The organism is Bacillus cereus group sp. BfR-BA-01316 (assembly GCF_022664195.1).
Taxonomy (GTDB): Bacteria; Bacillota; Bacilli; order Bacillales; family Bacillaceae_G; genus Bacillus_A.
In genome coordinates, this window is the sequence record NZ_JAKUGX010000019.1 from 1 (window position 1) to 13,072 (window position 13,072).

Here is a 13,072-nt window from a genome sequence, read left to right on the forward strand (position 1 = left end):
AGGGTTTATTTGATATGCCTACTTTTATAACATCTATAAACGATAATAAAATACTACGTGAAAAGACCGCGTTTTGTATAAAAATATACCTTAAGTTGATGGATGTGGGGTAGTTGCACATCGCTATCAGGCTAAGGTTGCGCCAGGGAAACTTCAGAAGAAAAGCTCACTCCTTATATAAAAATAGATAAGGAGTGAGCTTTTTTAGGCTATCGATAATGATAGGTTAGGTTAATTTTACATGTATACGAGATTTATCATTATTCATCATGAAATTTTATTGATGGTATTTTTATATATATTTACTCATAAGAATGGAACTAGCTTAGTATTTACTGAGGGGGATTAAGAATGAATAGGGATGAAACCTCATTACATCCTGATACGGGTGTTACGTCTGTAATGTTTGTTGAACGATCATTAAATGAAATTCGTTTTTGGTCTAGAATCATGAAGGAGCATTCTTTTTTTCTTCGATTGGGGTTTAGATGCGAGGATACCCAACTAATCGAAGAGGCTAATCAATTTTATCGATTGTTTGAACATATCGAAAAAATAGCGTATTCCTATACAAATGAAACAGATCCTGGGCAAATAAAAAGATTTAATGCAGAAGTACAACAAGCTGCAACTAATATTTGGGGATTTAAACGAAAAATTCTAGGATTAATTCTCACATGTAAATTGCCAGGACAAAATAATTTTCCACTGTTAGTTGACCATACAAGTAGGGAAGCTAATTATTTTAGAAAACGTTTAATTGAATTAAATGAAGGTAAATTAGATGCCCTTCCTGATGCTATTATTAAAGAAAATGTTTTCTTTTTAAGGATTATGGCAGACCATGCTAAATTTATTGGTCATCTTCTTGATCCATCGGAAAGAAAGCTTGTAGGTACAGCCCGGAATTTTAGCAATGATTTTGATGAATTGATGTATCAAGCAATTGACTTAGAATCTATGAAGCCACAATCTCAAACAGTTCCTCTTTTAGATCAATTTTTAGATCAAAATCGTGTGTCAGTCACATCTCTTCGGGATTTTAAGAAAACGGCACGTGATTTAATTGAGCAATGTAAAATAAAGAGTATCATTCATCCATTATTAGCAGACCATGTTTTTCGTGAAGCTGATAGATTTCTTGAAATAATTGATATGTTCGATGCTCATCTTACAAATATTAAATCACAATCTAGATAGTAGAAGATAAGGAAAGATACTATTTGGATTTAAACTGAGAAGTTAACAATTTATTGTTAGCTTCTTTTCCTTGTGATGGATTCATCCATTATTTTATTAAATATTCCCAAAGGGATTTTTAACCCCTTTGTTTATAGTCTTTTAATGTATAATTTCTTTTTATAAATTGGGGATATTAGGAGAATTGACGGGAAGGCAATGGTTTCGGGAATTTGAAAGTAAACTAATAATAAAAAGTTTACTTTCGTATTTACAATAAAATACAACTGTTTTTTGTTGATTTGCTATTTTCGAACTTTTACCTTTCGGGAATATTGTTTATGTATATTATCTTACTTATATTTATCAGCTAATGTTTTTGTTAGATAGTGGATGTTCAAGTGAAATTACTAATAAGTAATGAAAATCTTATACAATGGTATGAGAAAGGAAAAAAGTTCTAATTTGTTGAAGCGGAATGCGAAATATATTATAGAAGAAAATTCAGAAGCAACAAGTAAATATAGCTTGTTCTTGGGTTCGTATGTAAAGTTAGGCGCTATGATGGGTATGCCGTTTTTAGGAATAGCGAATCCGAAAGTTTTTTAGCAAGTAAACCATTTGGGAAAGAACCCGATTTATATGAGAATGAAAATGTAGAAGTAATATATCTTTTAAGATTAATGAATGCAATTTTTGTGCTAGTTTGTTGGAAAGAAAACAAATGGACTTCCTCGGAGGAAGAGGATTTAGCTAGGCTATTACCTCATACAATATTAAAGGAAGATCAAGATTCCGCAGTGATAGTCCGAGCTACTGATTTTATTAATAGTTCGCATCATTATTTAGTATCTTCAAAACGGGCACAGTATGAAAACGATGCAATTTGGATTGTTTTAGAATATCCTGCTTCTTAATAAAGTATTCTATTGTTTGTATATAAAAATGGTTGATTAATATAAAAACACCATTTTAAATTATTTTGAAATGGTGTTTTATATTTTATAAAGTTACACGCCTGGAAAAACACTTAGAAAAATTCTTCATTATATAAAGGTAAGTCTGATAGATCTACTTTATACCCGTTAAATATGTGGGTTTGAAATAAAGTCACGATGCTTTGAAAAAAGATGCGATGTTTATAATAAAGTCGCGAAGTGTTGAAGGAAGTTGCGACGTTTCTATCAAAGAATTCTAAATGATTTTTGATTAAACTTTTTTCACGAAATAAAATTTGTACACTAATCCACAATAATTACTCTGTTTTTGTTCAAACTTTATTCAAAATGAATTCTTTTCGGTTCTCACTAAATAAGGATTTTTAAAACATGTCTAATCAAACTTTATCCAAATGTTACAGTAGTACCGTTAAAACCACTAAAACCATTAAAACCATCAAAACAATTAGAGCAACCACCGCAACCACCACAACCACCGCAACCACCACAATTAAAGCAACCGAAGCAACCAAAACAACGGAATCCACCACAACGGAATCCACCACCACCACAACGACCACCACAACGACCACCACAACCGCCACAGCGACGAGCATCACCTTCAATATAGTAATATGGATATTGGTTTTGCTGGTCCCAATACACAACATTTTCAGACTGATAATCATTAAGGCTTAACGCTTGTAGTTCTTGTTGAAACTGATTCATTTTCATGACCTCCGTTTATAAAATAAAACCCCATCAATGCTTTCCTATATTTCTGTTCGTTAAATCTAAGTAGAAATAGCGCTATAAAATAAGTTCAATACGTACACCAACAAAATATGACCTATCACTAGATGATGCACCTTGTTCATATGCCTATTTTAAGGTTGTTTTTACTATGGGCTCATTTTTTTAAGATGAAAATGCCGCAACATTATTGTCTTCTGAATGTGCAGTTGTATAGTACGTAAAATTATTACTGTAGAGGTATAACGTTTCTGTTATAATTCAATCGTGCACAAGTGCAAAATCACATATAGTCTACCTACGGAAATAGGTGGGCTTTTTAACGCATAAAGAAAAGACACCCATATATGAGTGTCTTTTCTGATAGTTTTTTTAGCAGAAGCAGCTAGCTCCAACTATGATTAATAAAATAAATAATACTACTAATAAAGCAAAGCCGCCGCCACAACTACTGCAACTACCACCAAAGCCCATAATAGTTCCTCCTTTAATGGGAGGGGAAAACTAGGGTTCACTCATGTATTTTAACGGATTCATTTTACTTTATGTTTTTACGCATTAATTGAGCAGGTCCTTTTGAAAATAAAGAAAAGACACCCTAAGGTGCCTTCCTCCGACTTGAACCATCTTAATTTTAATAATATATATTGGACTCCCATCCAATATAATTGTATCAAACTGATGCACAGTGGCAATTGAGAAATACGATTAACAAGAGAATGATAGCAGTGACGCCACCTAAAAATAAGGGAGTAGATTCTACTCTACAGGTTGACTACGAATTCGTCGATTCATGGTAACCCAAGTGGCTGTAAACAATATCATTAATAGTATTACAATGATATACAATCCGTTTTGAGGTATCATGATACCAATCATTACGCCCATTAATCCTCCCATTGCTCCTGCTACAATCCCATTTAATATGGGGATCATATCTTGAAATGGAAAACTGATAATACCACTAACAAAAATACCAATCAGGAGTCCTAAAACATAGGCTGTACTTAAATGGTGACTCATAATGGCTCCGATAACTACACAAATTGTCATTGTAGAAATCATTCCTAAGGACATCGGAAGTGAATGGACGATTATATTAGATTGTTCATTGAGTTTGTACAAACGATTTCGTTGCTTCCAGAGTGTGAAAATTATATGGAAAATGAGCAGTGCACAAATAAATAAGATAACAACGGAAAAGAGCCACGATATACCCACAGTGTTCATATGGTTCATTTTTGATGATACTTTGCGGATCTTGGTTATTACCAGGGACTCTTTACTTTAGTGTGGCTGTAGTACCTAGTCTATGGAATTTATATGTTATATTTCTAATGATTTATTGTTTGGATGGAGAAGAGAAATGATTGAAGAGAGTAGTTCTCTTTTTTTATTAAGTTATTGAAACGGCAGTGAAGGGATGAGGGGCGTAATGAAGCGGGAATTATCTAAATTAGCAGATGTGCTAGTCAACCATTCTACTAAAGTGCAACCTGGTGACCAAGTGTTAATTCAAAGTGTTACTGAAATAGATCCTATAGTAGTTCGTGAAATTATTAAGGCTGTGGAAAAAGCAGGGGGATATGCGCATGTATCAATGCGTGACGTTTCTGTTACGAGGCAACTGATTTTGTCAGGATCTGAAGAACAATTTAAGTTGTTTGCAGATTGGGAGTGTTATCGCTTAAGTAAGATGCAAGTATATATTAATCTCCGTAGTCCTAGAAATGCATATGAATTAGCAGATGTACCAGCAGAAAAAATGAAATTATATCAAAAGATATTTGGAAAAGCTCATAGTGAAGCAGTGTATAAAACAAGATGGGTGACAACTAGAATCCCGAACGAAGCCTCTGCGCAAGAAGCGAATATGAGCACTGAGGCTTATGAAAAATTTTATTATGATGTTTGTACGTTAGATTACAGAAAAATGTCGATAGCGATGGAGCCGTTAAAAGAATTAATGGAAAAGACAAAGCGAGTAAGGATTATTGGGGAAGGTACGGATTTGAAATTTTCAATTGAAGGAATTGGTGTATTAAAAGGAGATGGCACGGATAATATACCTGATGGTGAAGTGTATACAGCACCTGTTAAAAACTCAGTAAATGGAGTAGTAACTTTCAATACAGTGTCTGTCCAACAAGGTTATTCGTTTCAAGATATAAAGTTACATATTAAGCATGGGAAAATAATAGAGGCATATGCAAATGATACAGAGCGAATAAATCAAATTCTTGATACGGATGAGGGAGCAAGATATATTGGTGAATTTGCACTAGCTTTTAATCCTTATATATTACACCCGATGAATAATACGTTATTTGATGAAAAAATAAATGGTAGTTTTCATCTAGCGATTGGAGATTCGTTACAAGGTGCAGACAACGGGAATAAATCAGCGATACATTGGGATTTAGTAAACATTCAAAGGCCAGAGTATGGCGGGGGTGAAATTTGGTTTGATGACGTACTTATTAGAAAAGATGGACGTTTTATTTTACAAGAGTTGTTCGGATTAAATGAAGAAAATTTAAAAAGGTAAAGTGCTTTATTGAAATTGTGTAAAGGACAGTAAAACCCCTGAGTAATTAGTTTGTTGATTTTTATTACAATTTTGTAAGGTTAAGTAATAAAAATCGATAGAACTGGATATTTGAATGAGATATTCTGAATAACGGAGAGAATATTCTGAAAAAGGGGTGGAGCAAATGAAGAATAGACAAAAAGTATCCATAATATGCAAAAGTATTTTATGTTTAATCATTTGTATATTAATTACGAATGAAGCGTGGTTTACAAAAGCGGTGAGGGCAGAATCGGGCACGTTGACTGATAGGAGTATAGAGAACTTCAAGAAAAAGATGGATGAACAGGTACCAAAATGGCAGGGGAATTATAATGTACCAGGGGTTGCAATAGGCATCGTACATGAGGGGCGTATTGCTTATACACTTAACTACGGTTATGTAGATAAAAAGACAAAAAAAGCGGTGAGTGATGATACTTTGTTTCAGGCTGGTTCCATATCTAAAAGTCTTACAGCGTGGGGAATCCTACATCTTGTAGATGAAGGTCGTTTATCATTAGATGATCCCGTTGGAAAATATCTAACCAAATGGAAATTACCTAATTCAGGGTTCAATAATAATGAAGTTACAATAAGAAGATTGTTAAGCCACACAGCAGGGCTTTCTGCACATAAAGGATACCTTGGGGTTGCACCCGGGAAACATCTTGATTCTATCGAGGAGTCTCTGTCTGGAAAAGGATGGTTTAATGAGCCAGTGGAGGTTACCAAAAAACCCGGTTCAGAAACAATTTATTCTGGTGGTGGATATACAATTTTGCAACTTGTTATTGAAGAGGTTACCGGAATACCTTTTGATCGTTATATGGAGGAACAAATTATGAAACCTGTAGGAATGAAATCTAGTTCATTCCTACAACGTCCTGAAAATCCTAATCTTTCGAAAGTCTATGGATATTTTGGAGAGGAACTCCCTAGTTACCAATTTACCGAACAGGCTGCCGCAGGTCTCAAGACAAATATTACCGATATGATGACATTAATACTTGCAAGCATGGATGCAAATAATAAAGGTAATGGTGTCATCAAAAGTGAACGTGTTAAGGAAATGCAAAAGCCGGTATTAGGTGAGAATGGTTTAGGTGTATTTGAAAAAAAGTTATCTAATCAATGGAAATTAATTTATCATTCTGGTGACAATCGAGGCTGGCATTCTTTTTATGGTTTCATTCCTAATACAAAGGATGGATTGGTAATTCTTACGAATAGTGAAGGTGGTATAGACTTACGACAAGATATTTATCACGCATGGATTGAATATGAAACTGGAAAATTACCTGAAAGTTACTTCTCTCTCGCTGAGCAGAGAAAAAACAACTCAATTATATCAATTGTTATTGGAGCCGCACTTGGCGTATATTTGTTGCTGTTTGTGATTAGATTGTACAAAGGTAGAGGAATCTTCATTATTAGGCACGAGAAGAAACCTTACATAAGATTAGTGGTTAGGGTATTTTTACTTATTATTACCGCTCTGCTCGTATTTTGTGCTGCCTATTTGTGGAGGATTTTAAGTTTAAATTCCGGTAATACAATAAATTTCATTCTAATAATGGCGTGGATTATAACATTATTAATTAGTGGATTTTTCCCGAAAATTAGAAGTAATAAAAAACAATAATTAGAAAGCACATAATTAAAAATATTAACTACCCCCAAAGAGTGAAAAACGCTATTCTTACTAAAAGAATAGCGTTTTTCATTTTTTAAATAGGATTTCATCTAAATTTAATGGAGTCTCTTCCTACAAAAGCAGTAGAAATTTTATTTGAATTTACTACTTCAGTTGGATATATCATATTTTAATTTCGATAGAATAGTAAATATGGAGATACATAATTCAGATTTAAAATTACAGTAACTACTTAACCCGTTGTTACCAATACAAATACAGAGAGGAGCAAGTAGAATGATACAGAACATATATGAAACTCATTTACATGTAAGAGATTTAGAAAAGGCGATAGATTTTTATCAAAATAAGTTAGGGTTAGCATTAGCAAGAAAACTATCGAAAAGAAAAGTGGCTTTCTTTTGGGTAGGAGAAAGTAAAAAGCAAATGCTTGGGCTATGGGAAGTACATAATATTGAGGATTTTGAGATGAAACACTTTGCTTTTGGTGTAGATTTAGAATTTCTAAAGACTTCTAAATTATGGTTAGAGAATCGTGGAATAGAAGTGGTAGGAAGCCAAGGGAAAGGAAATCAAGAGCCAGTTGTCCAAAGATGGATGCCAGCTGCAAGTGTATACTTTCTGGATTGTGATGGGAATAAATTAGAGTTTATTTCTATGTTACATGATAATCCAGATGAATTAGAATATGCATCTTATTTAAGTGAATGGAATGCGGAACACCAAGAAAAATAAATGAGATGCATCTAAACGGAAAACGTTATTTTTTTGTGGGAATATACAGAAAAGATGGGCGTTTTATTGTACTAGAGTTGTACGAATTAAATGAAGAGAATTTAAAAAGGTAAAGTACTGTATTGAAATTGTGTAAAGGAAATTAAAACACAACATATCAAACTAAGTGATTGATCGTATAATTTTACATTCATTTAATATTAATAGGTAAATAGAAAAATTGGCGCCAATTGTTAAATGTGTCGTGTAAAAAAGACAAAATCTCTTAAAAAACACTTAATTTTTCACTCCATCAATTTTTACAATCTCTCCTTATAATGTGAATTGGACAAGCAACTAAGAGAACGCAGAACATGTCAGTTTATACATTCTATTATTAGGGGGAGAAATTGTATGAAAAGGGCAGTTGCTTCATTAGCTGTTATGGCAGTATTATTACCGACATTTACAATGCATGCAGAAGGAAAAGAGCAAGTTCGAAAGTCAGCTACAACTTTTAACGTTATTAGTGACATTCAAGGGGATTTAGGGGATTTTGATCATGTGTTAAAAGATATGAACAAAGTGACGCCACTTTCAAGAGCACTTATTATGAATGGGGATATAACGCCAACTGGACAGAAGTCGCAGTATGATGATGTAAAACGTGTGTTAAACAAAAATAAGCATCCGGAAAATGTGTGGTCAACTGTTGGGAATCATGAGTTTTATGCTGGTAAATGGACAGCTGATGGGAAACTCTCTCAAAATACATGGCCAAATGGTGTAACTGAGAAAACGCTATTCAACCGCTATTTACAGTTTAGCGGACAAGAAAAGGTATATCATAAAAAAGAATTAGACGGTTATCCGCTCTTATTTTTAGGAACTGAAAAATATATGAAATACCATGATTCAAAAATGTCGGATGAAGTATATATGAGTGATGAACAATTAGGTTGGATCAAACAAAATCTAGAAGAGTACAGCCAGAAAGATAAAAATAAGCCGATTTTCATTTTCTCTCATCACGTTTTACCGGATACGGTATCTGGATCAAGACAATCACCATATTTACAAGACTATTTAAACGTCGATAAATTGTACGATATTTTAAAAGACTATCCGCAAGTTGTTTTCTTTACGAGTCATACGCATTGGGATTTAAATTTACCTGACTGGGCTGGTAAAAAGAAAATTGCAGGTGGAGATGAAAAAGGATTTACTGTTGTAAATACGGGCGGAATTGAAACGGGCTGGATGTCAGCTGGACCAAATGGCGGAGAGAAAACTGCTCCAGATGGTTCTTCATTTAAACAAGGATTACAAATAAGAGCATACGGTAACGATGTAACCGTAACAGCTTACGATTATAAACGTGATAAAGATATAAAGAAACTATTAATTAGTGATGCGAAAATTGCACAAATGGCACCAAATGTTACAGCAGATGATAGTGAAAATGTAATTGTCGGTGCAACTGAATATATGGAGTACGCTATAGAAGGAACGAATGAGTGGCAGACGTATAATCCAGGGAACCCTCCAAAATTTGATGGAGACAAAATTATATATGTACGTCATAAAGGAGAAATGAATTTACAGCCGGGATTAATGCAGCTTCTTCGTTTTTCGGCAAATAAGTGATTGGTAAGAGCCTTATCGAATGAGATAGGGCTCTTTTTGTTTGGCTTTGTTAAAAATAATGTTGTTATTCAAACATATAAATGATAACTAAAATGGTTTTAGACAGTTGTTCTTTTTCAGTAGCGATTCTGATAAACTTATATGATCAGAATTTTACAAATAATAGAACGTTCATTGTTCCATTAAAGGGCCAGTTTAATAGCTATCTACAACACGCCGCAAATAAATTTTGACCAAAGGGGTTATCTATTAAAGGGATTAAATTGGAGGGAATAGAAAATGGATGTAAAGACACTTTTGTTACAACAATGGGCAAGCTGCTTAGATGAAGAAGACTGGTTTCCACCACTTGAAAAAGTGCTAGAGGGTGTTACTTTTGAACAGGCAATTTGGAAACCAGATGAGGGGGCAATGAATTCCATATGGGAATTAGTTTGTCATTTACTTTTCTATAAAAAGAGACTTCTGATGCGATTTCTTGGTGAAACAGCGAATGAACCACAGGCAGAAGATAATGAATCTACATTTCGATTACCAACTGAGACATTTCAAAATTGGAAGGAAACAAAACAAGAATACTTTTATGTTCATCGTGAACTTGAAAAAATATTAGCGAAATCAGAACAAGAAGATTTGTATAGACAGATCCCTGGAGAAAGATCATTAGTTCTTGAACTGAAGAGTTTAGCATTGCACGACGCATATCATATTGGGCAAATTGTATTTCTAAGTAAAATGCAAGGAGCTTGGGCAGGGAAACGCAGCTTTTAAAAAAGCGTCATTAGCTTTACAGTTATTCTATTATAGGGGGCTTTAATGAAATATGGGAACGTCCAAATCGGACGTTCCCATATTATATACATAAAAAACAATAATGCTATTTAACAAAGCCTTTTGTTTTGTCTTTTTTGTTGGTAAGTCGATATAAATTTCATATACCGCACCGAAGTTAAAATCGTTAGTTGAATTTCATTTACCGAACTGAAATTCAATACATTTTTAATCCAGAAAGATGACTTCATCATTTTTACATGTAATAATAGTATCGTTACATATATTGTGAAAGAAGTACAAAAGGAGCGTTATTGATGAACTTAGCTAAATTCCCGAGAAAAAAATATACAGAATCATATACACCAATTGAAAAGTTAAACAATTTTTCTGAAGCACTTGGTGGGCCAACTATTTATTTTAAACGAGATGATTTACTTGGTTTAACAGCTGGCGGTAATAAGACGAGAAAGTTAGAATTTCTAGTTGCGGATGCACAGGCAAAAGGTGCAGATACGTTAATTACAGCTGGCGGTATTCAGTCCAACCATTGCCGTCTAACATTAGCAGCTGCGGTAAAAGAAAAAATGAAGTGTATTCTTGTGTTAGAAGAAGGGCTTGAGCCAGAAGAAAAGCCAGACTTTAACGGAAACTACTTCTTATATCATTTATTAGGCGCTGAGAATGTAATTGTTGTGCCAAACGGAACAGATCTTATGGAAGAAATGCATAAAGTAGCGAGAGAAGTAAGTGAAAAAGGAAATACACCATATGTAATTCCAGTTGGTGGATCGAACCCTACTGGCGCAATGGGTTACATTGCTTGTGCGCAAGAAATTATGGCTCAATCATTCGAGCAAGGAATTGATTTCAGTTCAGTTGTTTGTGTAAGTGGTAGCGCTGGTATGCATGCTGGTTTAATTACTGGTTTTTCCGGAACGCAAAGCAAAATTCCTGTAATCGGAATAAATGTAAGTAGAGGAAAAGCAGAGCAAGAAGAGAAAGTTGCAAAACTTGTAGATGAAACTTCAGCTCACGTTGGTATCCCAAACTCTATTTCACGCGAAGCAGTTACATGCTTTGATGAATATGTAGGGCCAGGTTACGCGTTACCAACACCGGAAATGGTTGAAGCGGTTCAGTTACTTGCGAAAACTGAAGGTATTTTACTTGATCCAGTTTATACAGGTAAAGCAGTAGCGGGACTAATCGATTTAATTAGAAAAGGTAAATTTAATAAAGAGGACAACATTTTATTCGTACATTCAGGTGGCTCGCCAGCTTTATATGCGAATACGTCTCTGTTTGCGTAAGTGTAAAAAGCATTGGGTATCCAATGCTTTTTGTTTTTAATTAATGTTGAAATTTGATACAATTTCGTGAATATGCGATAACGTTGCTACATTCAATGAAAGAGGGCATGACTATGGTATGTCCAAGCACAAGAGTTACATAGGCAACAGTAGATTTTTAAAAAAGAGAGTTAATATTTATAAAGGAGATTGAGATATGACAGAATTTTGGGAAGCAAGTTTTATAGAAAATCAAATGATGTGGGGATTTGAAGCCTCAGACTCCGCAATTTTGACGAAGGAATTTTTCCTTGAAAAGAAAGTGAAGGATATATTGATTCCTGGTATTGGGTACGGAAGAAATGCAAAGGTTTTTATTGATAACGGGATACATGTAACAGGTATTGAAATTTCAAAAACAGCGATTGAATTGGCAAGACAAAATGAACTTAATGCTGATTTCTTCCATGGTTCAGTAACGGATATGCCTTTTGATAACAAACTGTATGATGGTATATTTTGTTATGCACTTATTCATTTATTGAATAAGGATGAGAGAGAGAAGTTTATTAAAGATTGCTATAACCAATTAAAGCCAAACGGATATATGATTTTTACTACTATTTCAAAAGAAGCCCCAATGTTTGGAAAGGGTAAACAACTGGGTAGAGACTATTTCGAAATAATGGAAGGGGTAAAAATGTATTTTTATGATGCTGACTCGGTAAAACAAGACTTTGGAAAATATGGACTGATCGAATCTACGGGAATTGTTGAGCCACATAAAAATATGGAAAATAAACCTCCATTTAAATTTATAATGATAAAATGTCAAAAAAAACTATAATTACATAATAGAAACACCGAAATAGAAGCGAAAGCTGTGGTATATCAAATTTGGATTAGTTCTAATAAGGATATAGTAGAAGTAATGGCGGGAGATAATCGGTATGCTCAATTAACAGAAAAAACGCAGCCACTTTGTTTGAAATTATTACAGGTGAGACGTTATCTGAATAAAAGTATATGGTACTTAACTTTTGGGCTTTTTCCGGGATGTCTTGTTCTCAATGATGAATATGTAGACTGCTGTTTTCTAAAACTACGTCTTTTAAAAAGTTTACATTCTTAGAAAAACATTGAATTTGATATAAAAGGAGTTCAGAACGCTCTTTTATGTACTCATCAACTTGAATTGGAACTGCTAATCTGGTCCCGATACCTTTACTCTCTGTCCATTCTTATTGTTTTCTTCTTTTCAGTTGAAGATTTAGGATCTGTTTTATCATGAATTTCAAATACTTAATCTACCAAGTTCTTTGTTAAATCTACTAAGTATGCAATCATAATTGCATACTTTTTGTATTTATTGCAATGATTTATTACTTGTAAGGGGTTATTTATTGTGAATTGAAAAAAATTATCTGCCATCTTTATGTGTTGTTCTATTAAAAAATCTAAATTTGGTCAATTAAATGCGATAAAATCTGGTCAAAAATAATGAAATTTCAGGAAAAATAAGGTACACTAGTCAATGGTTTTGATTTAAAAT

The 13,072-nt window shown here is 33.8% G+C and carries 12 protein-coding genes and 1 pseudogene; 9 read left to right on the forward strand and 4 right to left on the reverse strand.

Features of this window, described 5'->3' with window-relative positions:
• Positions 1 to 351: 351 nt before the first annotated feature.
• Together MR071_RS15210 and MR071_RS15215 are read left to right on the forward strand one after the other, a co-directional pair.
• Complete coding sequence (locus MR071_RS15210) at positions 352 to 1,200, forward strand: DUF2935 domain-containing protein (RefSeq protein ID WP_242236688.1); 849 nt, start codon at positions 352 to 354, stop codon at positions 1,198 to 1,200.
• Between the two features lie 677 nt (positions 1,201 to 1,877).
• Positions 1,878 to 2,096, forward strand: coding sequence for a hypothetical protein (locus tag MR071_RS15215; protein WP_242236690.1), 219 nt, complete (start codon positions 1,878 to 1,880; stop codon positions 2,094 to 2,096).
• A 426-nt stretch (positions 2,097 to 2,522) separates the two neighbouring features.
• Here the strand turns inward: MR071_RS15215 and MR071_RS15220 are convergent, their stop codons facing one another.
• The 3 genes from MR071_RS15220 to MR071_RS15230 all read right to left on the reverse strand — a co-directional run bounded on the left by MR071_RS15220 (position 2,523) and on the right by MR071_RS15230 (position 3,995).
• Complete coding sequence (locus tag MR071_RS15220) at positions 2,523 to 2,846, reverse strand: heterocycloanthracin/sonorensin family bacteriocin (RefSeq protein WP_242236692.1); 324 nt, start codon at positions 2,844 to 2,846, stop codon at positions 2,523 to 2,525.
• Positions 2,847 to 3,242: 396 nt separating this feature from the next.
• Positions 3,243 to 3,344: a YjcZ family sporulation protein gene (locus MR071_RS15225; RefSeq protein WP_000505688.1), complete on the reverse strand. Its 102-nt coding sequence runs from the start codon at positions 3,342 to 3,344 to the stop codon at positions 3,243 to 3,245.
• 285 nt (positions 3,345 to 3,629) lie between these two features.
• A complete protein-coding gene (locus MR071_RS15230) occupies positions 3,630 to 3,995 on the reverse strand; it encodes a hypothetical protein (RefSeq protein WP_242236694.1) in 366 nt (121 codons plus the stop codon).
• Between the two features lie 310 nt (positions 3,996 to 4,305).
• On the opposite strand from MR071_RS15230, the gene MR071_RS15235 reads away from it, so the two are divergent.
• The 7 genes from MR071_RS15235 to MR071_RS15265 all read left to right on the forward strand — a co-directional run bounded on the left by MR071_RS15235 (position 4,306) and on the right by MR071_RS15265 (position 12,367).
• A complete protein-coding gene (locus MR071_RS15235) occupies positions 4,306 to 5,418 on the forward strand; it encodes an aminopeptidase (RefSeq protein ID WP_105588172.1) in 1,113 nt (370 codons plus the stop codon).
• A 166-nt stretch (positions 5,419 to 5,584) separates the two neighbouring features.
• Complete coding sequence (locus MR071_RS15240) at positions 5,585 to 7,084, forward strand: serine hydrolase domain-containing protein (protein ID WP_105588171.1); 1,500 nt, start codon at positions 5,585 to 5,587, stop codon at positions 7,082 to 7,084.
• 288 nt (positions 7,085 to 7,372) lie between these two features.
• Entirely contained in the window at positions 7,373 to 7,831 is a 459-nt protein-coding gene (locus MR071_RS15245) for a VOC family protein (protein ID WP_105588170.1), read from the forward strand.
• A gap of 393 nt (positions 7,832 to 8,224) precedes the next feature.
• Positions 8,225 to 9,457 carry a DUF4073 domain-containing protein gene (locus MR071_RS15250; protein ID WP_242236696.1) on the forward strand — a complete coding sequence of 411 codons (1,233 nt, stop codon included), beginning with the start codon at positions 8,225 to 8,227 and terminating at the stop codon, positions 9,455 to 9,457.
• Between the two features lie 279 nt (positions 9,458 to 9,736).
• Positions 9,737 to 10,228: a DinB family protein gene (locus tag MR071_RS15255; protein ID WP_105588168.1), complete on the forward strand. Its 492-nt coding sequence runs from the start codon at positions 9,737 to 9,739 to the stop codon at positions 10,226 to 10,228.
• A gap of 317 nt (positions 10,229 to 10,545) precedes the next feature.
• On the forward strand, positions 10,546 to 11,541 hold the full coding sequence (gene cuyA / locus MR071_RS15260; RefSeq protein ID WP_105588167.1) for a D-cysteate sulfo-lyase: 996 nt from the start codon (positions 10,546 to 10,548) through the stop codon (positions 11,539 to 11,541).
• Positions 11,542 to 11,737: 196 nt separating this feature from the next.
• Positions 11,738 to 12,367 (forward strand): class I SAM-dependent methyltransferase, encoded by a 630-nt coding sequence (locus MR071_RS15265; protein WP_242236697.1) that lies wholly within the window; start codon positions 11,738 to 11,740, stop codon positions 12,365 to 12,367.
• A gap of 223 nt (positions 12,368 to 12,590) precedes the next feature.
• Here the strand turns inward: MR071_RS15265 and MR071_RS25805 are convergent.
• A pseudogene (locus tag MR071_RS25805) lies at positions 12,591 to 12,882 on the reverse strand (hypothetical protein); the annotation flags it as partial.
• Positions 12,883 to 13,072 lie beyond the last annotated feature (190 nt).

Coding starts and splice junctions, on each gene's coding strand:
- MR071_RS15235 (WP_105588172.1), top strand. CDS start 4,306: ATGAAGCGGGAATTATCTAAATTAGCAGATGTGCTAGTCAACCATTCT.
- MR071_RS15250 (WP_242236696.1), top strand. CDS start 8,225: ATGAAAAGGGCAGTTGCTTCATTAGCTGTTATGGCAGTATTATTACCG.
- cuyA (WP_105588167.1), top strand. CDS start 10,546: ATGAACTTAGCTAAATTCCCGAGAAAAAAATATACAGAATCATATACA.
- MR071_RS15245 (WP_105588170.1), top strand. CDS start 7,373: ATGATACAGAACATATATGAAACTCATTTACATGTAAGAGATTTAGAA.
- MR071_RS15240 (WP_105588171.1), top strand. CDS start 5,585: ATGAAGAATAGACAAAAAGTATCCATAATATGCAAAAGTATTTTATGT.
- MR071_RS15265 (WP_242236697.1), top strand. CDS start 11,738: ATGACAGAATTTTGGGAAGCAAGTTTTATAGAAAATCAAATGATGTGG.
- MR071_RS15225 (WP_000505688.1), bottom strand. CDS start 3,344: ATGGGCTTTGGTGGTAGTTGCAGTAGTTGTGGCGGCGGCTTTGCTTTA.
- MR071_RS15210 (WP_242236688.1), top strand. CDS start 352: ATGAATAGGGATGAAACCTCATTACATCCTGATACGGGTGTTACGTCT.
- MR071_RS15255 (WP_105588168.1), top strand. CDS start 9,737: ATGGATGTAAAGACACTTTTGTTACAACAATGGGCAAGCTGCTTAGAT.
- MR071_RS15220 (WP_242236692.1), bottom strand. CDS start 2,846: ATGAATCAGTTTCAACAAGAACTACAAGCGTTAAGCCTTAATGATTAT.